Source organism: Actinocorallia sp. API 0066, assembly GCF_020991275.1.
Classification (GTDB): Bacteria; Actinomycetota; Actinomycetes; order Streptosporangiales; family Streptosporangiaceae; genus Actinocorallia.
This window is the reverse complement of the sequence record NZ_JAJLQY010000006.1, coordinates 280,041-301,764: the sequence shown is the minus strand read 5'-3', so window position 1 is coordinate 301,764 and position 21,724 is coordinate 280,041. Positions and strand designations below refer to the sequence as shown.

The following is a 21,724-nucleotide window of genomic DNA, read 5'->3' as shown; positions in this document are numbered from 1 at the left end:
GAATATCTCAGGAGGGCCTGTGGCGCTGTGAGACGGTCACCCAGCGGTCCAGGAGGTCGCGGGCTGCTCCGGAGTCGATGGCCTCCCCGGCGCGCTCGTAGGCGTCCTTCAGGGCCGGGACGAGGCCGTCGGGGGACGGCGCGCCCTCGGCCGCGACCAGCGCGGCCGCCGCGTTCAGCCTGACCATGTCCCGGATCGGGCCCGGCTCGCCCGCCAGAACCTTGTGCACGACGCCCGCGTTGTAGGTGGCGTCCGCGCCGCGCAGCTCCTCCAGGGTGGAGCGGGGGACGCCCAGCTCGGCCGGGTCGAACACGGCCTCCCCGACGACGCCGTCGCGGACCGTCCACACCCGGGACGGGCCGGTCGTGGACAGCTCGTCCAGGCCGTCCTCGCCGCGGAACACCAGGCCGGTCGAGCCGCGCTCGGCGAACACCCCGGCGATGATCGGGGCCATCCGCTCGTGGAACACCCCGACCGCGAAGGACTTCGGCCGCGCCGGGTTGGTCAGCGGGCCGAGGAAGTTGAACACCGTCGGTGTGCCCAGCTCGCGGCGCGGGCCCGCGGTGTACCGGAACGCCGGGTGGTAGACCGGCGCGAACAGGAACGCCACACCCGCCTCGCGGGCCACCCGCTCGGTCGCCTCCGGCGGCAGGTCGATCACCACGCCGAGCGCCTCCAGCACGTCGGCCGTGCCGCAGGAGGACGACGCCGCGCGGTTGCCGTGCTTGACGACCTTGGCGCCCGCCCCGGCCGCGACGATCGACGCCATCGTGGAGAAGTTCACCGTGTGGTGCTGGTCGCCGCCCGTGCCCACCAGATCCACGAGGTCGCCCTCGATGTCCAGCGGCGTGGCGTTGGCCAGCATGCCCGTCGCGATGCCCGCGACCTCCGCGACCGTCTCGCCCTTGGCCCGCAGCGCCACCGCGAACCCGGCGATCTGCGCGTCCGTCGCGGCGCCGGCCATGATCTGGCTCATCGCCCAGCCGGTCTCCTCCGCGGTCAGGGAGTCCCCGGACAGCAGGGCGTTGAGCAGGGCGGGCCAGGTGGTTCGGGCACTCACGGCGAGGTCTCTTTCGGGCTCGGTGACGGCTGGCGTTCTGACGGACGACGGGCACGGGTGTCTGGGACACCCGGCGCGGACGACGGGACGGGCCCGCCGCCGCTACAGCACGGGCAGGCGGTCGGCGGCCCGGCGGCGCAGCAGCTGGGCGGCCTCCTTGGCCACCTCGAACGGGTCGAGCGGCTGGAGCACAACCGCGTCGGCCCGGGACCAGGTCGCCAGCCAGCCGTCGTCCCTGCGGGCGATCACCGCGAGGACCGGCGGGCAGTCGTAGACCTCGTCCTTGGCCTGGCGGCACACGCCCAGGCCGCCCGCGGGCTGCGCCTCGGCGTCCAGCACCGCGAGGTCGATCCCGCCCGCGTCCAGCAGGCGGACGATGGCGGGCTGGGTCGCGCACTCGACGTACTCCACGCGGGGGAGGTCGGCGGCGGGGCGGCGGCCGATGGCCAGCCGGATCTGCTCACGGGTCGCTGCGTCGTCGCTGTAGACGAGGACCTTGACCGGTGTGGCGTCCGTGGTGCTCATGGCGCAAAGATACTCCCTCAGGCCCAACCCACAAGGGCGGACGCGGCCCTGCGGACCACTCGCGGCGGGCTCGTCCATAACGTGGGGGCGCGCGGTGAAGTTCCAAGTTGTGACCGAAGCTTCGGGCGCAAACGGGGGGTCCTGCGCAGGGTGGCCGCGAGGTGCCGTAATAATGCTGCCCGTGGCAACTGCATCCGCGATAAAGACAACTACGCATGGCGGCCGGGCGAATCGTCCCAACCTCGTCAATGTGGGGACGATCGTTTGGCTGTCGTCCGAGCTCATGTTCTTCGCGGCGTTGTTCGCGATGTACTTCACCATCCGGTCGGTGACCACGGGCGCCGGCGGAGAGTGGCCCCAGGCCCACCTGGACCTTCCGTTCGCGTCGATCAACACGCTGGTCCTCGTCCTCTCCTCCGTGACCTGCCAGATGGGCGTCTTCGCCGTCGAGAAGAAGGGCGGCTCCGACGCCGACCGTCTCCGGAAGATGCGCTTCTGGTACCTGATCTCCTTCCTCATGGGCCTCTACTTCGTCCTGGGCCAGCTCTGGGAGTACCGGGCCCTGATCGAAGAGGGCGTCACCCTGTCCGCGAGTGCCTACGGCTCGGTCTTCTACCTGACCACCGGGTTCCACGGCCTGCACGTGACCGGAGGTCTGATCGCGTTCCTGTTCGTCCTGGGACGCACGTACGCCGCGAAGCGCTGGACCCATGAGCAGGCGACGAGCGCGATCGTCGTTTCGTACTACTGGCACTTCGTGGACGTGGTCTGGATCGGCCTGTTCGCGACCATCTACCTGATCCGATAACGAGGACCATCCGTGACTAGGTTCACCGCATGGCGCCGGCGCTCGTGGGCGGGCTACGCCGTCGTGCTGGCCGCTTTGGTGGCCATCGGCGCCATCTACGCCGGTGTGTCGCCCGCAACCGACCAGGCGCAGGCGTCCGGCTCCCAGGCGCAGGCCGCCGACCTGGCCAAGGGCAAGCAGCTGTTCAACCAGAACTGCGCGAGCTGCCACGGCCTGAACGCCGAGGGCACCAAGGACTCCTACGACAACACGATCGCGCCGAGCCTGATCGGCGTGGGCGCGGCGTCGGTCCACTTCCAGATCACCACCGGCCGCATGCCGGCGATGACGACGGCGGCGCAGGTCCCGGCCAAGAAGGTCGTGGCCCCGTTCGACGACCCCGAGAACGTCACGGCGGTCGCGGAGTACGTCCAGTCGCTGGGCGGCGGTCCGGGTGTCCCGGTCGTGCCCGAGGGCGGCGACGTCGGCCTCGGCGGCAAGCTGTTCCGCACGAACTGCGCGCAGTGCCACAACTTCACCGGCCAGGGCGGCGCCCTCACCGAGGGCAAGTACGCGCCGAACCTGCTGGAGACCACGCCCGTCCAGATGTACGAGGCGATGCTCACCGGCCCCCAGGCGATGCCGATCTTCAACGACACGACGCTCACGCCTGAGGACAAGGCGGCGATCATCGCGTTCATCGAGGCGGTCCGTGGCGAGCCCAACCCGGGCGGCGCCGGACTCGGCCGTATGGGCCCGGTCTCCGAGGGCGTCGTCGGCTGGCTGGTGGGGATCGGCCTGCTCGTCTTCGCCGCCATCTGGATCACCGCCAAGAAGCCGAAGAAGCTGAAGAAGTCATGAGCGACGAAACCAACGAGAATCCCGCGCCCGAGCGCGTGATCGGCACCCCGGCCGCGGCCCCGGCGGGCAAGGTCCTGGTGTCCGACGACGAGGCGGGCCCGGTCGAGGCCGGCTTCGACATCGACGAGAGCAAGGCCAAGAAGGCCGAGCGCATCGTCGCCCTGCTGTTCCTGCTCGCCTTCGCCGCGGGCGTCGGCTTTATGGTCTACTTCATCGGCTGGAGCGGCCGCGACGGCGGCATGCACGGCATCGAGCGGACCCAGGAGTCGAACCTGTGGCTCGGCAGCCTGATGACGCTGTCGTTCCTCGCCATGGCGGCGGGCGTCACCGTCTGGTTCCGCCGGCTGATGACGAGCGTGCCGATCGAGCAGGAGCGGCACGACCTCGCCACCGCCGAGGCGACCCGGGCGTCCTTCGCCAGGGACTTCCAGCAGGGCACGATCGACAGCGGCTTCACCAAGCGGCCGCTGCTGCGCCGCACGCTGCTGCTGGCCGCCGCGCCGCTGGGCCTCGCGCCGCTGTTCCTGCTGCGCGACCTCGGTCCGCTGCCGGAGAAGCGGCTGCGCTCCACCTGGTGGGGCGAGGCCGTGGCGAAGGCCAAGCGCGAGGGCAAGCAGGGCGTCCGGATCATCGTGGACGGCACCAACGTGCCGCTGCGGGCCTCGGACTTCAACTCGCCCGGCGGCATGATCACCGTGCTGCCCGAGGGCATCCACGAGAACGGTGAGGAGACGCTGACGCTCATCGCGAAGGCGACGACGATCCTCATCAACATCGAGCCCGAGCTGATCAAGCCGGTCGAGGGCCGGGAGAACTGGACGGTCAACGGGATCGTCGCGTACTCGAAGGTCTGCACGCACGTCGGCTGCCCCGCCGCCCTGTACGAGCAGACCACGCACCACATCCTGTGCCCGTGCCACCAGTCGACGTTCGACGCCACGGACGGCGCGAAGGTGGTCTTCGGCCCGGCGGCCCGCGCGCTGCCGCAGCTACCGATCGCGGTCGACGACGAGGGCTACCTCATCGCCACCGGCGACTACCCCGAGCCCGTCGGGCCGAGTTTCTGGGAGCGTGGCTGACATGGCCGACGAGCAACTTCCCAAGGCCGTCGCGGGCCCGCTGAACTTCGTGGACGACCGGCTCGGCACGGTCGGCTTCATGAAGCGGAACGTCAAGAAGGTCTTCCCCGACCACTGGTCGTTCCTGCTGGGCGAGATCGCCCTGTACTCGTTCATCGTCCTGCTGCTGAGCGGTGTGTTCCTCACGCTCTGGTTCAAGCCGAGCATGCTGGAAGTGCACTACCACGGCTCCTACGAGCCGCTGCAGGGCGTGCAGATGTCCGAGGCGTTCGCCTCGACCCTGCACATCACGTTCGACGTGCGCGGCGGTCTGCTCATGCGGCAGATCCACCACTGGGCGGCCATCCTGTTCATGGCCTCGCTGATGGTGCACATGCTCCGGGTGTTCTTCACCGGCGCGTACCGCAAGCCGCGTGAGATCAACTGGCTGATCGGCATCGGCCTGTTCACGCTGGGCATGGTCGAGGGCCTCTTCGGCTACTCGCTCCCGGACGACCTGCTTTCCGGCACCGGTCTGCGCATCACCCAGGGTGTGCTGGAGTCGATCCCGCTCGTCGGCACCTACGGGTACATGTTCCTGTTCGGCGGCGAGTTCCCCGGCGTGGACATCATCCCGCGCATGTTCACCCTGCACGTGCTGCTGATCCCGGGCATCATCCTGGCGCTCATCACCGCGCACCTGATGATCATGTGGCACCAGAAGCACACCCAGATGCCGGGCACCGGCGGCACCGAGACCAAGGTGACGGGCTACCCGTTCTACCCGGTCTTCATGGCCAAGGGCGGCGCGTACTTCCTGTACACCTTCGGCGTCATCGCGCTGCTGGCGACGTTCGCCCAGATCAACCCGATCTGGCTGTTCGGCCCGTACGACCCGTCGGCGATCTCGGCGGGTTCGCAGCCCGACTTCTACATGGGTCTGCTCGAAGGCTCGCTGCGGCTCATGCCCGGCTGGGAGATCACCGCCTGGGGCCACACGCTCAGCCTGAACGTGCTGATCCCGGCGCTGCTGCCGCTCGGCATCATCTTCACCGGCGCGGCGATCTTCCCGTGGCTGGAGCGCTGGGTGACCGGCGACCACCGGTACCACCACGTCAACGACCGCCCGCGCAACGCCCCCACCCGCACCGCCCTCGGTGTCGCGATGGTGACGTTCTACGGCGTGCTGTGGCTGGCGGGCGCGAACGACGTCCTCGCGGAGAAGTTCCACCTGTCGCTGTTCGCGACGACGTACTTCTTCCGCGTCACGGTGTTCCTGTTCCCGGTGCTGGCGTTCATCATCACCAAGCGGATCTGCCTGGGCCTCCAGCGCAGCGACGCGGCGACGATGGCGCACGGCTACGAGTCCGGCACCATCCTGATGAGCCCGGAGGGCGAGTTCTCCGAGCTGCACAAGGAGCCGGCCGCCTCGGAGAAGGCCAAGCTGCTGTCCAAGGAGGAGCCGAAGGCCCCGCTGCCCGCGGTCGACGCCAACGGCGTCCCGGCCAAGGGCACCAAGGGCCCGATCGGCCACCTCCGGACCCGGCTGGCGCTCTGGTGGAACGCCGACACCGTGCCCATCCAGGGCGACGGCGACCCGCACCACCACGGCGGCCACGAGACCGAAGAGGGCGACCAGCCCAAGCAGCTGACGCACTGACCACGGTTGCCACACAACCGCAGGAGGGCCCGCTCCCCGCGAGGGGGGCGGGCCTTCCGCCTTTCCGGGGTCTACTCGGGGAGGCCGAGGGAGAAGACGGCTTCCAGGTCGTGCCGGGAGTAGGTGCGGAAGGCGATGTGGGTGTCGGTGTGCACGACGCCGGGGATCTTGTTGAGGCGGGCCGGGATGACGTCGGCGAGGTGGTCGTGGTGGCGGACGCGGACCATGACGAGGAGGTCGTGGTCGCCGGTGATGGAGTAGACCTCGCTGACGCCGTCGAGTTTCACGATGGCCTCGGCGACCTCGTTGATCTTGTCGACTTCGGTCTGGACCAGCACGATTGCCGTGATCACTGGGGCCTCCTCCTTGACGTCCGGCTCTGTCCGGGTCATCCCAGATTACGAGGGGCGTCCCCGGGCCGGGCGGGCGACGCCGTCAGGAGAGGGCGGAGGAGCGGGCCTGGGCGTGCGGGGTACGGGCCAGCAGACCGAGGAGGGCGCCCGCGGCGAAGCCGTAGATGTGCGCGACGTAGGCGACGCCGTCGGCCGAGCCGAGGCTGAGCCACTGCAGCACGAAGAACTGGCCGAGCAGCACCCAGGCGGGCAGCCGGAACGGCAGGAAGCCCGAGACGAGCGCGATCGTCCGGGAGCGGGGGTGCAGCACCAGATGGGAGCCCAGAACCCCCGCGACGGCCCCTGAGGCGCCGACGAGGGGTGTCTCCGAGCCCGGGTGGGTGACCGCGTACCCGTAGGCGGCGGCGAGCCCGCAGACGAGGTAGAAGAGCAGGAACCGGAACCTGCCGAGCCTGTCCTCGGTGGCCTGCCCGAAGACGAACAGGTACAGCATGTTGCCGAGCAGGTGCAGCCATCCGCTGTGCAGGAACATCGAGCTGAAGGCCGACAGCAGCGGCGTCTTGGCGTAGGTGACGTCCCCGCACTCGGCGGCGATCTCGGCGGGCAGCGGCAGCGCCTCGTCCGACGTCAGCTCGCGCGGGATCGCCCCGTACTGGTGCACGAAGACCGACTGCGCGCAGCCCAGCTCCCGCGCGCCCGTGCTGTCGTTGCCGAACACCGCCATCGGGGTGAGCAGGAACACCACGAAGTTGACGGCGATGAGCGCGTAGGTGACGAGCGGTACCCGCCTGGTGGGCTGGTTGTCATACAGGGGAATCGCCACGTCGGCCAGCGTAGGGCTTCGGCTCGCCGTAGGCGGCGTCGATCCACGCGCGCAGGCTCTCCGCGCCGCCCACCGGGCACGTCCACGTGCCCTCCACTTCGACGAGGCGGACACCGGGCGACTCCAGCCAGCGCAGCAGGCAGTCCATCTCCTCGGGCGCGGCGGCGTAGCGCTCGGGGCCGGGCAGGACGGTCTCGGCGGCGGCGGTGCAGGCGTCCACGTAGGGCCGGTAGCGGGGCGCGTCCGGCGGGATGCGGCCCGCGCCGGCGAGCCTGCCGCGGCGCACCACCGCGACGTCCCAGCCGCCCCCCGCGGCCGGGCGCGCCGCGACGAGTTCGGGGCAGGCGGCGAGCGCGGTGAACCGCTGGGCGCGCGCGGCGGCCCGGACGAACGCGGCGAGCCTGTCCCGCAGGACGGCGGCCTCCTCGTAGCGCAGTTCGGCGGCGAGCCTGTCGATCCGGGCGCGGGCGGCCCGCACGACGGGGCCCGCGTCGCGCGTCATCGCCTCGTGCGCGAGCGCGGTGTGCCGCGCGTACTCCTCGCGCGACTCGCTGCCGTCGCAGGGCGCGCCGCACCTGCCGAGCTCGGCGAGCGCGCACGAGTGTGGGGTGCCCGCGGCGATCCGGCGTTCGCTGAGCGGCTGGCGGCACTGCCGGACGGGCGTCGCCTCGTGCAGCGCGGCGCGCGCCTCCTCGGCGGCCCGCGCCGACGGGAACGGCCCGAGGTGCGCGGTGTCGCCCGTGCGGCACTCGCGCACGACCGACAGCCGGGGGAACGCCTCCTCGGTGAGCCGCAGCCACACCGCCCGCTCGGGGAACTTGGACCTGCGGTTGTAGCGCGGCTTGTGCGCGGCGATGAGGCGCAGCTCGCGGATCTCGGCCTCCAGCGGGTGCGCGCACGGAATCGTCCTGACGCGCTCGGCGATGCCGACCATCTCGCGGACGCGTCCGCGCGTCTCGCTGGCGGTGAAGTACGACCGGACGCGGGTGCGCAGGTCGCCGCTCTTGCCGATGTACAGGATCTCGCCGTCGCGCCCTTCGAAGACGTACACGCCGGGCCCGGACGGCACGCCTTCCGCGAGGTGCCTCTTGGCCTGCTGCTCACGGGTGGGCGCCTTGGCGAAGGCCCGCGCCTCCTCCAGCGTGCTGACGCCGAACGCGCCGAGCCGCTCGATGAGGCCGTGCAGCACGTCGACGGTGGCGCGCGCGTCGTCCAGGGCGCGGTGGGTGGGGCTGGTGGCGGCGCGGAAGAAGCGGGCGAGGGTGGCGAGCTTGCGGTTGGGCACCTCGTCGCGGGTGAGCACACGGCGGGCGAGATCGACGGTGTCCAGGACGGGGAAGCCGGGCCAGTCGTAGCCGTGGCGGGCGCACGCGGCCTTCAGGAACCCGACGTCGAAGGGCGCGTTGTGCGCGACGAGCACGGTGCCGCGCGCGAACTCCAGGAACGAGGCGAGCACCTCGGGCACCGGGGGCGCGCCGACGACCATCTGCTGGGTGATGCCGGTGAGCACGCTGATGAAGGGCGGGATCGGAAGCCCGCAGTCGACGAGGGTGCCGAGTTCACCGAGCGTCGCGCCGCCGCGCACCTTGACCGCGCCGATCTCGGTGATGCCGCACTCGGCCGCCGACCCGCCGGTGGTCTCCAGGTCGACGACGGTGAAGGTGACCTCGCTGAGCGGGGTGCCGAGGTCGTCGAGGGTGCCTTGAACGCCGTGCATGCTCGGCACCGTAGGGGCCGCGTGTGACAAAATCCGCTCAGCACGAACGACGGCGGACGAGGAGCGGGACCATCAGTTCGGACGAGAGCCTGCGCGGGCCGCTGCCCGAGGCGGTGCGCCGCCACGTGGTCGAGGCGGCCGCCGAGGTGCTCGCCGCCCTTCCGCCGGACGACGTGCCCGTGCCGCTGCGCCGGATCGCGAAGTTCCGGCCCAAGGCGCGCGCCCGCGAGGGCGGGTCGGTCATCGCCAAGCAGTTGGAGGCCGATCCGGACTTCCGCGGCCGGGTCGCCGAGGCGCTGCGCGCGGCCGAGCCGGATCTGGTCTCGACGCTGGAGCGGGGTGAGGCGCCCGCGGGGGCCGACACTGTCCAGGTGGCCGCCGCCGCCTATCTGCTGCGGTCCGAGGGCTGGCCGGAGCGCGTCGAGACGGCCCGCGCGGAACTGGCCCGCGCCAGGGAGGACGCGCGCGAGGCCCAGGCCGTCCAGGAGGCCGCGCAGCTACGGGCCCGGCTGGAGGAGGCCAGGGCGGCCCGCGCGGCCGAGATGGACAAGCTGAGGGCCGAACTGAAGGGCGCCAAGGCGGAGATCGCGGATCTGCGGCGCAAACTCGGCGAGGAGCGCAGGGTGGCGCGCGAGGCGGTCGAGCGCGCGGCGGAGCTGGACGCGGCGCGCCGTGCCGAGAACGAGGAGGCGATGGGCGCCCTCGGGGCCGTCGAGCGGGAGCTGCGGACGGTCAGGGCGAAGCTCGCGTCGGCCGAGACGGCGCTGGAGGCGCACCGCAAGGCCGCGCGCGAGGGCCGCAGCATCGAGGACGTGCGGCTGCGGCTGCTTCTGGACACGCTCGTGGACGCCGCCCAGGGGGTGCGGCGCGAGCTGAACCTCCCGTCGGTGATCTCCCGCCCGGCCGACCACGTGGCGGCGTCCGGCGAGGCGGGGACGGCGCACGGAAGGTCGCTGTCGGAGAACGACTTCCAGCTCTTCCACGAGCTGCTCACGCTGCCGGGGATGCATCTGATCGTCGACGGCTACAACGTCACCAAGACCGGGTACGGCGACATCCCGCTCGCGGACCAGCGGGCCCGCCTGATCAGCGGGCTGGGCGGCCTGTACTCCCAGACGCGCGCGGAGATCACCGTGGTGTTCGACGGCGCCCAGGTGGAGGGGCACGTCGCGGTGCAGGCGCCGCGCGGGGTGCGGGTGCTGTTCAGCAGGCCCGGCCAGATCGCCGACGAGCTGATCGCCGAGCTGGCGCGGGCGGAGCCGCCCGGCCGGGTGTTCGTCGTCGTCTCCTCCGACCAGGAGGTGGCCGCCTCCGCGCGGCGCGCGGGCGGCCGGACGGCTACGGCGGGCCTGCTCCTGCGGCGGCTCGGCCGGTTCTGAGGCACGTCCTGACACCGTTCCGAAATGCCGTGAAATGTGGCGTTTCGGTGGCGCGGGTACTCCTTCTTCACTAGGGTCACGCCTGACAAAACTGTGCAAGAAGGGGCGTTTCCCAGCGTGGCCGCTGACACCTCGAAGTTCCGGCGTCTCGCCGCCGTCTGTCTGGTCGCCTCCGTGGTCTGGAGCGTCCCCGGCGCCGCCCTCGCCGAGCCGACGCGGGCCCAGGCACAGAAGAAGCTCGACCAGCTCAACGAGCAGGTCGAGAAGCTCGTCGACAAGTTCAACGCGCTGAACCAGGACCTCAAGGTCGCCGAGCGCAAGCTCACCTCCGCCAAGAAGGCGGCGCAGCGCGAGCAGAAGGCGTTCGACGCCGCGCGCCAGGGCATCGTCCAGATGGCCTCCGACGCCTACAAGACCGGCGACATCAGCGACATCACCGCCCTGCTGTCCTCCGGGGACCCCCAGGCCGTCCTCGACCAGGTCTCGATGTTCTCGCACGTCTCCAAGCAGCGCGGCGACAAGATCAAGGACTTCCTCACCTCCACCCAGCGGCTGGAGCGCGAGAAGGGCAACGCGCAGGACGCCTACGACAAGGTCAACGTCAAGGTCAAGGCGATCAAGGACCAGCGCGCCGTCATCGACAGGGCGATCAAGAAGCAGCGCACCCTGGTGCAGCAGCTCGGCGGCGAGCCCGCCACCCCCGCCGGGCCCGTCGGCGGCACCTACGACGGCCCCGCCAGCGGCCCCGCCCGCACCGCCCTGGAGTACGCCTACAAGCAGCTCGGCAAGCCCTACATCTACGGCGGCGCCGGCCCCACCGGCTTCGACTGCTCGGGGCTGACGATGCGCGCCTGGGGCGCCGCCGGAGTGGCGCTCCCGCACAACGCGGCGGCCCAGTTCAACCTCACCGCGAGCAAGCGCGTCTCCTTCGACAACCTCCAGCCGGGCGACCTGATCTTCTTCAGCGGCCTGGGCCACGTCGGCCTGTACGTCGGCGGCGGCAAGATGATCCACGCCCCCCGGACGGGCAGGAGTGTGGAGATCGTCAGCGTTACCTCCGGCTACTACAAAGCACGCTTCGTGGGCGGCGGACGGCCCTAGCCGCGACGTCCCACAAACCCCTCCAGGCCCGGTGAAAGCGGGGGTCGAGGGGTCTCCGCGGGGGTGAGACCTGTGTCACCCCGCAGTCAAAGCCCGCTTCACCTGGGCTTGGTCATCTTTGCGGGGCATTTGCCTTTCGCTGTTTCTTTGGTACCTTCAGGTTGAGCGCGACGTTATCCGAACGTTGCCTCCCGGTGGCTCCCCCCAGGAGTCAGCAGTGGTACGGCCGACCAGCCTGATCCGAGAGCCCGCATCAACAGCCGATGCCGGGGCCGCGCAGTGAAGCGTAGGACAGTGCGATCTGAGCCCATCGAGGCCGTCGGCACACCCCAAAACCAAACCGCAGCCGTGCGGCGGAGCGCGCCCAGCGCCGGGGCCCCATCACGCCCAAGCCGTACGGACTGAACGCCGAGTCCGCGTGCGCGCGGAGCCGGGGACCCACACCCGCGGGCACCTCGAACCACCCCCAAAGGGTTCGAGCCATGCCCACGGAACGGGGTTAATCGGCCGGGCCGTCCCTCGGGGCGGCGGGCCGTAGGGCACTTCTCCACTTCCGCCCGAACCCGACAGCTAACCCGGTAGGCGTCAGGAAGAAGGAGATTCCCCTGTCTCGCATCCCTGGCACCCGCCTGCCTTCCCGGCGTGTGCGGCTGGCCTCCGGCCTGCTCGCCACCTCGGTGCTTGCTCCCGCGGCCCTCATCGCGGTTCCGGCGCAGGCGGTCGCGGCCGAATCCACGGCCCCGACGCAGAAGGCGACCAAGAAGAAACCGAAGAAGAAGACCTGGGCCGAGCGCAAGAAGACCGCGCAGAAGGCCCTGGCCCTGGCGAAGAAGAAGAAGGGCAGGCCGTACGTCTACGGCGCGGCCGGCCCGAACTCCTTCGACTGCTCAGGTCTCGTCGGCTACGTCTACCGTCAGGCGGGCGTGAAACTGCCGCGGACCACCACCGCGATCTACGCCGGTGTCCCGAAGAAGATCAAGTGGAGGGACCTCTACCCGGGGGACCTGGTCTTCTTCTACGGGGGCCGGAGCCACGTAGGCATCGTCTCCAAGGTTTCCGGCGGGAAGGTGTGGATGATCCACTCGCCCCGCACCGGAGACCACGTCCGTCAGGTACTGCTCGACAGCTACCGCAAGAAGAACTTCAACGGAGCCGTGCGCCCCTACTAGGCACACGGACCCCCACGGCGGGGGTGCAGCACCGGAACCCTCCGGTACCCCCGCCGCGCTCACCAGTCAAATGCACGCGGGACTGGCTCTCTCCCTGAGGGAGCCGTCCTCCCGCCGAGTCCGCGCCCAGCGCGGAGCCGGGGACCCACTCGCCGATCACGATCGGCACGGGGTGAATCGGTGGCCCAGCCACCGTAGGGCTATTCCAGGCCCGAATCCGTCAGCTAACCCGGTAGGCGGCATGGAAACCAGGAGTTGAAGCAACATGACCGGTCGTCACGCCAAGCAGACCGCCCTGACCCTCAAGCTCACCGGCGGCTTCCTCGCCACCACCCTCCTCGCCGGCACCTTCACCGCCGCCGCGCACGCGAACACGCTGGAGGAGGACGCCAAGACCTCCGCCGAGGTCACCCAGTCCGCCCTGAACCTCGCGGGCATCGGCGCCGTCAACGAGGGCGGCCTGGCCGCCGTCCAGGTCAAGCTCGACGGTAAGAAGACCGGCGCCGCCGAGGAGGACGCCCGCCAGGCCGACGAGTCCGACCGCGAGGCCGACGAGTCCGAGGCCGCGGCCGCCGTCAGCGCCGAGGACTTCATCAACCAGGCCAAGAGCCAGCTCGGTGAGGCCGAGGACGCGACCGGCCGCACCAAGTTCGGCGAGTGGTACGCCGAGACCGACCGGGCCGGCGAGACCATCGCCCGTGACGGCGGCAGCCGCTCCGCCTACAAGGCCGCCGAGTGGTGCAACATGTTCGTCTCCTGGGTCGCCGAGCAGACCGGCACGGTCAAGACCGTCGGCCAGGACGCCTGGACCATCGCGCACGCCAAGTGGTTCAAGGAGCAGAGCCGCTGGGGCACCACCCCGAAGCCCGGCGCGATCGTCTTCTTCAACTGGAACGGCGCCAAGGGCCTCGACGACATCGTGCACGTCGGCATCGTCACCGGCGTCGGCTCGGACGGCACCGTCCACACCGTCGAGGGCAACACCGGCAACAAGGTGCAGCTCAAGCAGCGCTCCGCCAGCCAGATCGTCGGGTACGGCTACCCCGAGTTCAAGGGCTGACCAGCCCGCACGGACTCATAGCCGATGGCACGAAAGGCCCCGGGACGTCGGGTTTCCGGCGCGGTCATAGGATCGCGACCCATGGAAGCCGACGCACCGGGGCCTTCGCGCGTCCCCGGCCGCCGCGCCGTCCTACTGGGCGGGGCGGCGCTGGGCCTGGCGGGCTGCCGGGCGGGCCCCGCGCCCGCCCCGTCGGCCCGGCAGGCCGACCCGGCGCGGGTGGACGCGCTGCTGGCCGCCCGCTCGGCCGCCGTCCTGGCCGGGGACAAGGCGGGCTTCCTGGCGACGGTCGATCCGGCCGAGCCGGGTTTCCTGGCCCGTCAGGAGGAGCTGTTCGGCTCGCTGGCCGCCCTGCCGCTCGCGGGCTGGGCCGAGACCGTCGCGGAGCTGGACGGCGGCCTGGTGACCGTCAGGGTCGCGCACCGGTACCGGGGCTTCGACACCGCCGACGAGGTCCGCACCGGCCATCTGAGGGTCGGCCCCGCCGGGTTCACCGGGGACGGGGGCGACGGGCGCGCCGACGACGCCCAGATCTGGTCGCGCGGGCCGGTCGAGGCCGTCACGGGGGCGGCGAGCCTGGTGGTCGGCTCGGGGCCGCTGCGGCAGATCGCCGCCCTGCTGGACGCCGCCGCGCCCCGAGTGACGGCGGCCGTTGGACCGGACTGGGCCCGTAAGGCCGTCGCCCTGGTGCCGGTGGACGGCGAGCACGCCAGGGCCCTGGCCGGGGACCGCGACCTGGGCGAGGTCGTGGCGTTGGCGACCGCCCGCCCCAACGCCGACGGGAGCCCCGGCCGTCCCCGGATCCTCGTCTCCCCGGAGACCTGGCCGCGCCTGTCCGCCCTGGGCCGCCGCGTGGTGCTCACCCACGAGCTCACCCACATCGCCCTGGACGCCGGATCGGACACCACGACGCCCATGTGGCTCGTGGAGGGCTTCGCGGACTACGTCGGCTACCTGGGGACGTCCGTGCCCACCCGTAAGGCCGCCGCCGAACTCGCCGCCGAGGTCAAAGCCGGAAAGCTCCCCGACCGCCTCCCGGACGCCGCTGCCTTCGGCACCTCCGCGCCCCGCCTCAGCCAGTCCTACCAGGAGGCCTGGCTCGCCTGCCGCATGATCGCCGAGACCCACGGCCGCGCCAAGCTCCTCGCCCTCTACCGCGCCGCCCGCACCCTCCCGGAGCCCGAGGCGCTCAAGCGGGTGCTCGGCGTCGAAGACCTCACCCCCGCCTGGCGCGCCTACCTCCGCGCCCACCTGGCCTGAACCGCCTCGACGGGCTGGTGGGGCGGTACGGGTGGGTGCGTGGCATTGTGTGGGGTGCGATGAAGAGCCTCATAGTCACCAACGACTTTCCGCCGCGGCCCGGCGGGATCCAGCAGTTCGTGCACCAGCTGGCGCTGCGGCGGCCCGAGGGGTCGGTCGTGGTGTACGCGCCGCAGTGGCGGGGCGCGCGGGAGTTCGACGCGGCGCAGCCGTTCCCGGTGGTCCGGCATCCGACGTCGCTGATGCTGCCCGAGCCGTCGGTGCTGCGCAGGGCGCGGGACCTCGCGCGCGGCGAACGCTGCGACGCGGTGGTCTTCGGCGCGGCGGCCCCGCTGGGGCTGCTGGCGCCCGCGCTGCGCGAGGCCGGGATCGGGCGGGCGGTGGGGATCACCCACGGGCACGAGGCGGCCTGGGCGCAGCTCCCGGCCGCGCGCGGCCTGCTGCGGCGGATCGGCGACGGCCTGGACGTGCTCACCTATCTGGGCGAGTACACCCGGTCAAGGATGGCCCGCGCGCTGTCCCCGCAGGCGGCGGCCCGGATGACGCGGCTCGCGCCCGGCGTCGACGAGGACGTGTTCCGGCCCGGCGCGGGCGGCACGGAGATCAGGAAGCGGCACGGCGTCGACGGCCGGCCGGTGGCGGTGTGCGTCTCGCGGCTCGTGCCCCGCAAGGGCCAGGACACGCTGATCAGGGTGTGGCCCGCCGTGCGCGCGCGGGTGCCGGACGCGGTGCTGCTGCTGGTGGGCGGCGGCCCTTACCGGCGCGAGCTGGAACGGATGGCCGAACGGTCGGGGGTGCGGGACTCGGTGGTGTTCACCGGCTCGGTGCCGTGGAGCGAGCTGCCCGCCCACTACGACGCGGGCGACGTGTTCGTGATGCCCTGCCGGACCCGGCGCGGCGGCCTGGACGTCGAGGGCCTCGGGATCGTCTACCTGGAGGCGTCGGCCACCGGGCTGCCCGTGGTGGCCGGGGACTCCGGCGGCGCCCCCGACGCCGTCCTGGCGGGCGAGACGGGCCTGGTGGCGCCCGGCCGCGATCCGGGTGCCGTCGCGGACGCCGTCGCGGGCCTGCTGGCCGATCCGGCGGCCGCACGGGCCATGGGCGCGCGGGGCAGGGCCTGGGTGGAGGCGGAGTGGACCTGGACCCGCCAGGCCGCCCGCCTGGAAACCCTGCTGACCGGCTGAGCCCGGCCCGGGGGCGCTCCCGGGGCTGCCCCGGAGGCCCCACGGGCCGGAGGGGCGGCCCCGGGCTCGCAAGCGCCCCGGGGCCAATCAAACACAGAACTATCAGCGGCCCTGGCCGCGGCGCAGGGGGAGGGACTTCTTGGCGGCGGCGTGCCTGCCGGTCTTGGCCTGCGCCGAGTGCGGCTGCTGGCGCTGCCGGTTGCGCGCCGAGCGCCGCCTGTCGGACTGGGTGCCCTCTTCGATCTCGTTGCGTGAAAGCCGGGACATCGCTGGTCAACCCCCTTCGGAGATGGTCACGGAAACCATCCTTCGGTTGACACTCAGTATCGAAGAGGGTTGACCAGGGCGGAACCGACAAACGGTAGATCCTGGGTACTGCCTACCGGTAGATGTCCTCGATGACCCCGGTGAAGTCGCGGACCACCAGGTGCCGCTTCACCTTGAGCGACGGCGTCAGGTAGTCGTTCTCGACGGTGAAGTCCTCTTCGAGGATCTGGAACTTCTTGATCTGCTCGGCGTTGGAGACCGAGAGGTTGGCGTTCGCGACGGCCTTGCCGATCTCCGCGAGCACCTTCGGGTCCTCGGCCAGTTCGACGACGGACTTGCCCGCCAGGCCGTTGGTCTCCTGCCAGGGGCCGATCGCCTCGGGGTCGAGCGTCACCAGGGCGGCGATGAACCGCTGGCCCTCGCCGACGACGAGACACTGGCTGACCAGCGGGTGGGCCCGCACGCGGTCCTCCAGCGGGGCGGGCGCGACGTTCTTGCCGCCGGCCGTCACCAGGATCTCCTTCTTGCGGCCGGTGATCGACAGGAAGCCGTCGGCGTCCAGCGAGCCGAGGTCGCCGGTGCGGAACCAGCCGTCCTCCAGGGCCTCCTTGCTCGCCGTCTCGTTGTTCCAGTAGCCGCCCAGCACGCCGACGCCCTTGATGAGGATCTCGCCGTCCTCGGCGATCCGGATCGAGGTGCCCGGCACCGGCTTGCCGACCGTGCCGATGCGGAGGTTGCGCGGGGTGTTGACGGTGGCGGGCGCGGTGGTCTCGGTGAGGCCGTAGCCCTCCAGGATGGTGATCCCGACGCCGCGGAAGAAGTGGCCGAGCCGCTCACCCAGGGCGGCGCCGCCGGACACCGCGTGGGACACGTTGCCGCCGACGGCCTCGCGCAGCTTGCCGTAGACGAGCTTGTCGAAGACGGCGTGCTTGACCTTGAGGCCGAGACCCGGGCCGGACGGGGTGTCCTGGGCCTTGCTGTAGGCGATGGCGGTGTCGGCGGCCTTGGCGAAGATGTTGCCCTTGCCGCCGGTGATCGCCTTCTGCTCGGCGCCGTTGTAGACCTTCTCGAACACGCGCGGGACGGCGAGGAGGAAGGTCGGCTTGAAGGAGCCGAGGTCCTCCAGGAGGTTCTTGATGTCGGGGGAGTGGCCGAGGACCACGCCGGACTCGATCACCAGCACCTGGATGAGCCGCGCGAACACGTGCGCGAGCGGGATGAACAGCAGCGTCGAGGCGTCGGCCCGGCCGGTGAGCACCTCTTTCAGCTCGCCCTCCTTGGCGTTGCGGCACAGCTCCACGAAGTTGGCGTGGGTGAGCTCGCAGCCCTTGGGGCGGCCGGTGGTGCCGGAGGTGTAGATCAGCGTCGCCAGGTCGGTCGACGTGCGGGAGGTGCGGGCCGCCTCGACCTGCTCGTCGGTGACGGACGCGCCCGCCTCCGCCAGCTCGGCCAGGCCGTCGTCCTCGATGACCCAGACCTGGTCGGCACCGGCCTCCTTGGCGGACGCCTTGTGCGTGACGGTCTCGGTGAAGATCCCGACGGCGCCGGAGTCCGACAGGATCCAGGTGATCTGCTCGACCGAGGACGTCTCGTACACCGGGACGGTGACCGCGCCGGCCGTCCAGATGGCGTAGTCGATGACGGTCCACTCGTACCGGTTGCGGGACAGCAGGCCGACCCTGTCGCCGGGCTTGACGCCCTTGGCGATCAGGCCCTTGGCGATGGAGACGACCTCGTCGCGGAACTCGCCGATGGTGACGGGCCGCCAGCCGCCGGGCAAACGGCGCCGGAACGCGGTCTGGCGGGGGTCGCGCGCGGCGCGTTCGAACACGGTGTCCGTCGTCGTCGTCGAGGAGGGCACCTCCACCAGGGCGGGAGCTGTGTATTCACGCACTGAACTGGTCCTTAGCGTCTTCGCGGGATGGGGGCTGGCCCGAACGTACCCTGTTTCCGTGGACTTCGGCTACTAGGCGGTAGCTATGTTTCGAGGATATATCCGCGTGTTCGAACCTTGACTTGATCGCGATGTTGTGTGGGAGGCGTGCGCGTCCACGTGGTGAGCGATGTACAGGGTGGGCCGGAGCGGGTGGCTTCAGGATCGCCGGACGGCCCGTCCGTGCCGTCCCCGGAGGAGTAATCTCCGCGTAGGACCATGACGAAGGGGACGCGATGGCCGACCGGACGAGCTCCAGCATCACGATCAACGCCGACAAGGCCGCGATCATGGAGGTGATCGCGGACTATCCCGCGTATCCGCAGTGGGCGGACGGGATCGTGGCGGCCGAGGTGGTCAGCGCCGACGAGGAGGGCCGTCCCGAGGTCGTCAGGATGACGCTGGCGTCCGGCCCGATCAAGGACACCTACAGCGTGCGCTGCCAGTGGTCGGGCGTGGACGAGCTGCGCTGGGACCTCGCCGAGGCGGGCACCGTGGTCTCGGGCCTGAGCGGCAGGTACGCGCTCGGTGAGGGCAGCGGCGGCACCGAGGTGCTGTACGAGCTGGCGGTGGACGTCAAGATCCCGATGATCGGGATGATCCGCCGCAAGGCCGAGAAGATCATCATCGAGTCGGCGTTGAAGGGGCTGAAGCGGCGCGTGGAGAGCTGATCCCGCCGGGGCGGCCGGTGCCCGACGGACCTCCGCGCGATGGGGCGGCGGGCGGGATGCGTTTAGGTGAAGTCCGGAAAAGTCGGGATAGCGCAGTGGACCGATCGAAACGGACAATGGAGGCGCGGGCTGGCGCTGACCAGTACGCGCGGGTAACCGGTCGCGCACGGTACGGTTACCGGCCGACCATGAGGCGAATGGGAATCGCATGACCGATCAGCCGGGATATGTCCTTGAGGAGGCGTTCAAGCTCCTTGAGGCGGTTCGCCGCCGGATGACCGACGACCGTGGACCGCAGGGCGGTGACGTGTGGAGCGAGGCCGTCCGTGAGGAGCGGGCCGAGGGCACGTGTCCGCACAACTGTCCGGTCTGCCGGGCGATGGAGGCGGCGAAGTCCTCCGGTCCCGATGTCCTGGCCCATGTGGTCGATGCCGGTCAGTCCCTCTTCGCAGCCTTCCAGGATGTTTTGGCCGGGTATGAACGCACTCGCCCAACACGTCCGGAAAGCGGGGGCGGGACCTGGCGGGCGGACCGCGCGCCCCGAGAGGGGGAGCGCGGCGCCGGCGGGGACGACCCGCTGGATGTCGGCTGACGTGGATCACCCGGGCGACGGGAACCGCCCGGGGTGGAAGAGGAGGGTTCGGCGATGTCGCTGACCATCGGTGTGGATGTGGGTGGCACCAAGGTGGCCGCCGGAGTGGTCGACGACCAGGGGCGGATCCTCGAGAAGCTGCGCAGGCCCACACCGTCGACCAACCCCGAGCTGACCGCCGGGGTCATCGCCGAGGTGACGAACCTGCTGAAGGCCAAGTACGACGACGTCTCGGGCGTCGGCCTGGGCGCCGCGGGCTTCGTCGACGAGACGCGGTCGATCGTGCTGTTCGCCCCCAATCTCGCCTGGCGTGACGAGCCCCTGAAGGCCAAGGTCGAGAAGCTGACCGGGCTGCCCGTGGTGGTCGAGAACGACGCCAACGCGATGGCCTGGGGCGAGTACCGGTTCGGCGCGGGACGGGGCGAGGAGCACGTCGTGTGCGTCACGCTCGGCACCGGCATCGGCGGCGGCATCATCGTGGACGGCGCCCTGTACCGCGGCAGGCACGGGATCGGGGCCGAGCTCGGCCACGTCCGGGTCGTCCCGGACGGGCGGCGCTGCGGCTGCGGCAACCGCGGCTGTTGGGAGCAGTACGCCTCCGGCAACGCGCTCTCGCACGAGGCGCGCGACCTGGCCAGGGTCGAGCCCAAGCGCGCGGCCCGGATGATCGAGCTGAGCGGCGGCACCATGGAGATCACCGGCCTCGCCGTCTCCGAGGCCGCCCGCGAGGGCGACCCCGCCGCCCTGGAGTGTTTCCAGACCGTCGCGTGCTGGGTCGGGCAGGGCCTCGCGGACCTCACCGCGATCATGGACCCCGGCCTGTTCATCATCGGCGGCGGCCTGTCTGCCGTGGCCGACCTGCTGCTGGAGCAGATGACCAAGGCGTTCACCGAGGCCGTCACCGGGCACGGCCACCGGCGGCTGCCCGAGGTGCGGATCGCCGAGCTGGGCCCGGACGCGGGCATCGTCGGCGCGGCCGACCTGGCGCGGCTGTAGGAGCGGAGCGGTAGGGCGCGGCGGACGGTCGGCGGGCGCGCGGTGCGGATACTCACCTACAACCTCAGGTCGCTGCGGGACGACCCCCTCGCGGTGGCCCGGGTGGTGCGCGCCTGCGCGCCCGACCTCCTGTGCCTCCAGGAGGTCCCCCGGTACGGGCGTTGGCGGGCCGCGCGGGCGGGGCTCGCCCGCGAGGTCGGGATGACCGTGCTGGCCGGACGCCGTACCGCCGGGCTCGCCGTCCTGGGCCGTCCCGGGGTGCGGCTCCTCGCGAGCGGATTCCACCGGCTGCCCTGGGCGCCGCCCCTGCACCGGCGGGCCTTGGCCGTCGCCGTGGTGTCCGTGGAGGGGCGGGCCCTGGCCGTCGCGTCCACCCATCTGGGGCTCGACCCGCGCGAGCGGCTGCGGCACGCGGACCTCGTGCTGCGGCTGCTCGCCGGACGGCCGGCCCCGGCCGTCCTGGCCGGTGACTTCAACGAGGGCCCCGACGGGCCCGCCTGGCGGCTGCTCGCCTCCCGGCTCCGCGACGCGCACGCCGTCGCGCCCGAGGGCGGCGCCGCGACCTTCCCGGCGGGCGGCCCGCGCCGCCGCATCGACGGGATCTTCACCGACCCCCGGCTCACCGTGCTCGGCTGCGGGGTCCCACCCGACCCCGGCGGGGACTTCGCCCGCGCCACCGACCACCTCCCGGTGCTGGCGCGGCTCGCGCCCGGCGGCGAAGGCTGACAGCCGCCTGACGCCACGGCCCACGGCCCGGTCAGGTCAGACCGGCAGGGCGGGACGGCCCGCATGATGCCCGGCATGCCGCTAGAGTCCCGCTTGGGTAGCCGCTATCGGCCAGGAGGACGGGCGTGGAGATTCTCATCAACGTCGGTATCGGCAAGGCCGCGACGGTCGCGCCGGGCAAGCGCGCCGCGCTGGTCTTCGACGTCGAGTGGAACGACCCGGAGGGGGTGCACGCCAACCCGGCGGCGGCCTGGCTCCCCAAGGAGTCCGGGCTGCACGTGACGACGCTCACGGTGACCGTCAGCGGCCAGACCGCCGGCGAGAAACTCAAGCTCAGCGTCGCCGAGTTCACCAGGGACGGGAAGTCACGGGTGAAGGACCTCGTCGGCGAGGACAAGGTCGGCAACGGCACCAAGGTCGAGTACACCCTGACCGGGCTCGTCTCGCTCTGGAAGGACAAGTCCTACAGGGCCGAGGTGGAGAACTTCGGCACCTCCACCGTCACCGTGGAGAAGGCGTACCTGAAGGTCGCCAAGTAGCGC

Annotated in this window: 22 protein-coding genes and 2 riboswitches; of the genes, 15 read left to right on the top strand and 7 right to left on the bottom strand. The window is 71.5% G+C overall.

Translation table 11 applies throughout. The annotated features are described in order from the left end of the window. Positions 1–7: 7 nt before the first annotated feature. Positions 8–1,060, bottom strand: coding sequence for an anthranilate phosphoribosyltransferase (gene trpD / locus LO762_RS17590; RefSeq protein ID WP_230616431.1), 1,053 nt, complete (start codon positions 1,058–1,060; stop codon positions 8–10). 102 nt (positions 1,061–1,162) lie between these two features. Continuing rightward, on the bottom strand, positions 1,163–1,585 hold the full coding sequence (locus tag LO762_RS17585) for a hypothetical protein (protein WP_230616430.1): 423 nt from the start codon (positions 1,583–1,585) through the stop codon (positions 1,163–1,165). A 172-nt stretch (positions 1,586–1,757) separates the two neighbouring features. On the opposite strand from LO762_RS17585, the gene LO762_RS17580 reads away from it, so the two are divergent. From LO762_RS17580 to LO762_RS17565, 4 genes are read left to right on the top strand one after another with little or no spacing between them, the layout of a single operon-like run. Next, positions 1,758–2,393, top strand: coding sequence for a heme-copper oxidase subunit III (locus LO762_RS17580; RefSeq protein WP_255686241.1), 636 nt, complete (start codon positions 1,758–1,760; stop codon positions 2,391–2,393). Positions 2,394–2,405: 12 nt separating this feature from the next. Next, positions 2,406–3,233, top strand: a complete 828-nt coding sequence (locus LO762_RS17575; protein ID WP_230616428.1) for a c-type cytochrome — start codon at positions 2,406–2,408, stop codon at positions 3,231–3,233. Beyond that, positions 3,230–4,312 carry a ubiquinol-cytochrome c reductase iron-sulfur subunit gene (locus LO762_RS17570; protein ID WP_230616427.1) on the top strand — a complete coding sequence of 361 codons (1,083 nt, stop codon included), beginning with the start codon at positions 3,230–3,232 and terminating at the stop codon, positions 4,310–4,312. The genes LO762_RS17575 and LO762_RS17570 overlap by 4 nt, the downstream gene beginning before the upstream one ends. Before the next feature lies 1 nt (position 4,313). After that, a complete protein-coding gene (locus tag LO762_RS17565) occupies positions 4,314–5,951 on the top strand; it encodes a ubiquinol-cytochrome c reductase cytochrome b subunit (protein WP_230616426.1) in 1,638 nt (545 codons plus the stop codon). Between the two features lie 71 nt (positions 5,952–6,022). Here the strand turns inward: LO762_RS17565 and LO762_RS17560 are convergent, their stop codons facing one another. From LO762_RS17560 to LO762_RS17550, 3 genes are all read right to left on the bottom strand, one after another. After that, complete coding sequence (locus LO762_RS17560) at positions 6,023–6,304, bottom strand: Lrp/AsnC family transcriptional regulator (protein WP_230616425.1); 282 nt, start codon at positions 6,302–6,304, stop codon at positions 6,023–6,025. A gap of 82 nt (positions 6,305–6,386) precedes the next feature. Next, complete coding sequence (locus tag LO762_RS17555; protein ID WP_230616424.1) at positions 6,387–7,127, bottom strand: rhomboid family intramembrane serine protease; 741 nt, start codon at positions 7,125–7,127, stop codon at positions 6,387–6,389. Beyond that, complete coding sequence (locus tag LO762_RS17550; protein WP_230616423.1) at positions 7,108–8,844, bottom strand: DEDD exonuclease domain-containing protein; 1,737 nt, start codon at positions 8,842–8,844, stop codon at positions 7,108–7,110. The genes LO762_RS17555 and LO762_RS17550 overlap by 20 nt, the downstream gene beginning before the upstream one ends. Before the next feature lie 23 nt (positions 8,845–8,867). Between LO762_RS17550 and LO762_RS17545 the strand changes: the two genes are divergently transcribed. The 6 genes from LO762_RS17545 to LO762_RS17520 all read left to right on the top strand — a co-directional run bounded on the left by LO762_RS17545 (position 8,868) and on the right by LO762_RS17520 (position 15,997). Further along, positions 8,868–10,223, top strand: a complete 1,356-nt coding sequence (locus LO762_RS17545) for an NYN domain-containing protein (RefSeq protein ID WP_230616422.1) — start codon at positions 8,868–8,870, stop codon at positions 10,221–10,223. Between the two features lie 117 nt (positions 10,224–10,340). Further along, positions 10,341–11,324 carry a C40 family peptidase gene (locus LO762_RS17540; protein ID WP_230616421.1) on the top strand — a complete coding sequence of 328 codons (984 nt, stop codon included), beginning with the start codon at positions 10,341–10,343 and terminating at the stop codon, positions 11,322–11,324. A 396-nt stretch (positions 11,325–11,720) separates the two neighbouring features. Then, positions 11,721–11,925, top strand: a riboswitch (cyclic di-AMP (ydaO/yuaA leader). A 43-nt stretch (positions 11,926–11,968) separates the two neighbouring features. Continuing rightward, entirely contained in the window at positions 11,969–12,493 is a 525-nt protein-coding gene (locus tag LO762_RS17535) for a C40 family peptidase (RefSeq protein ID WP_230616418.1), read from the top strand. A gap of 102 nt (positions 12,494–12,595) precedes the next feature. Beyond that, positions 12,596–12,747: riboswitch (cyclic di-AMP (ydaO/yuaA leader) on the top strand. An 11-nt stretch (positions 12,748–12,758) separates the two neighbouring features. Then, on the top strand, positions 12,759–13,553 hold the full coding sequence (locus LO762_RS17530; protein ID WP_230616416.1) for a CHAP domain-containing protein: 795 nt from the start codon (positions 12,759–12,761) through the stop codon (positions 13,551–13,553). 81 nt (positions 13,554–13,634) lie between these two features. Then, positions 13,635–14,813: a hypothetical protein gene (locus LO762_RS17525; protein ID WP_230616413.1), complete on the top strand. Its 1,179-nt coding sequence runs from the start codon at positions 13,635–13,637 to the stop codon at positions 14,811–14,813. Positions 14,814–14,872: 59 nt separating this feature from the next. Further along, on the top strand, positions 14,873–15,997 hold the full coding sequence (locus LO762_RS17520; RefSeq protein ID WP_230616412.1) for a glycosyltransferase family 4 protein: 1,125 nt from the start codon (positions 14,873–14,875) through the stop codon (positions 15,995–15,997). Positions 15,998–16,099: 102 nt separating this feature from the next. Here the strand turns inward: LO762_RS17520 and LO762_RS17515 are convergent, their stop codons facing one another. Beyond that, positions 16,100–16,264 (bottom strand): hypothetical protein, encoded by a 165-nt coding sequence (locus tag LO762_RS17515; RefSeq protein ID WP_230616410.1) that lies wholly within the window; start codon positions 16,262–16,264, stop codon positions 16,100–16,102. A 112-nt stretch (positions 16,265–16,376) separates the two neighbouring features. Next, positions 16,377–18,158 (bottom strand): long-chain fatty acid--CoA ligase, encoded by a 1,782-nt coding sequence (locus LO762_RS17510; RefSeq protein ID WP_230616409.1) that lies wholly within the window; start codon positions 18,156–18,158, stop codon positions 16,377–16,379. Positions 18,159–18,433: 275 nt separating this feature from the next. Between LO762_RS17510 and LO762_RS17505 the strand changes: the two genes are divergently transcribed. The 5 genes from LO762_RS17505 (at position 18,434) to LO762_RS17485 (ending at position 21,721) form a co-directional block, all read left to right on the top strand. Continuing rightward, positions 18,434–18,868, top strand: coding sequence for an SRPBCC family protein (locus LO762_RS17505; protein WP_230616408.1), 435 nt, complete (start codon positions 18,434–18,436; stop codon positions 18,866–18,868). A gap of 208 nt (positions 18,869–19,076) precedes the next feature. Continuing rightward, on the top strand, positions 19,077–19,460 hold the full coding sequence (locus LO762_RS17500) for a DUF5304 family protein (protein ID WP_230616407.1): 384 nt from the start codon (positions 19,077–19,079) through the stop codon (positions 19,458–19,460). A 54-nt stretch (positions 19,461–19,514) separates the two neighbouring features. Further along, the gene (locus LO762_RS17495; RefSeq protein WP_230616406.1) at positions 19,515–20,456 is read left to right on the top strand and encodes an ROK family glucokinase; all 942 of its coding nucleotides are present in this window, start codon (positions 19,515–19,517) and stop codon (positions 20,454–20,456) included. Positions 20,457–20,498: 42 nt separating this feature from the next. Further along, positions 20,499–21,182 (top strand): endonuclease/exonuclease/phosphatase family protein, encoded by a 684-nt coding sequence (locus LO762_RS17490; protein WP_230616405.1) that lies wholly within the window; start codon positions 20,499–20,501, stop codon positions 21,180–21,182. A gap of 125 nt (positions 21,183–21,307) precedes the next feature. After that, positions 21,308–21,721 carry a hypothetical protein gene (locus tag LO762_RS17485; RefSeq protein ID WP_230616404.1) on the top strand — a complete coding sequence of 138 codons (414 nt, stop codon included), beginning with the start codon at positions 21,308–21,310 and terminating at the stop codon, positions 21,719–21,721. Positions 21,722–21,724 lie beyond the last annotated feature (3 nt).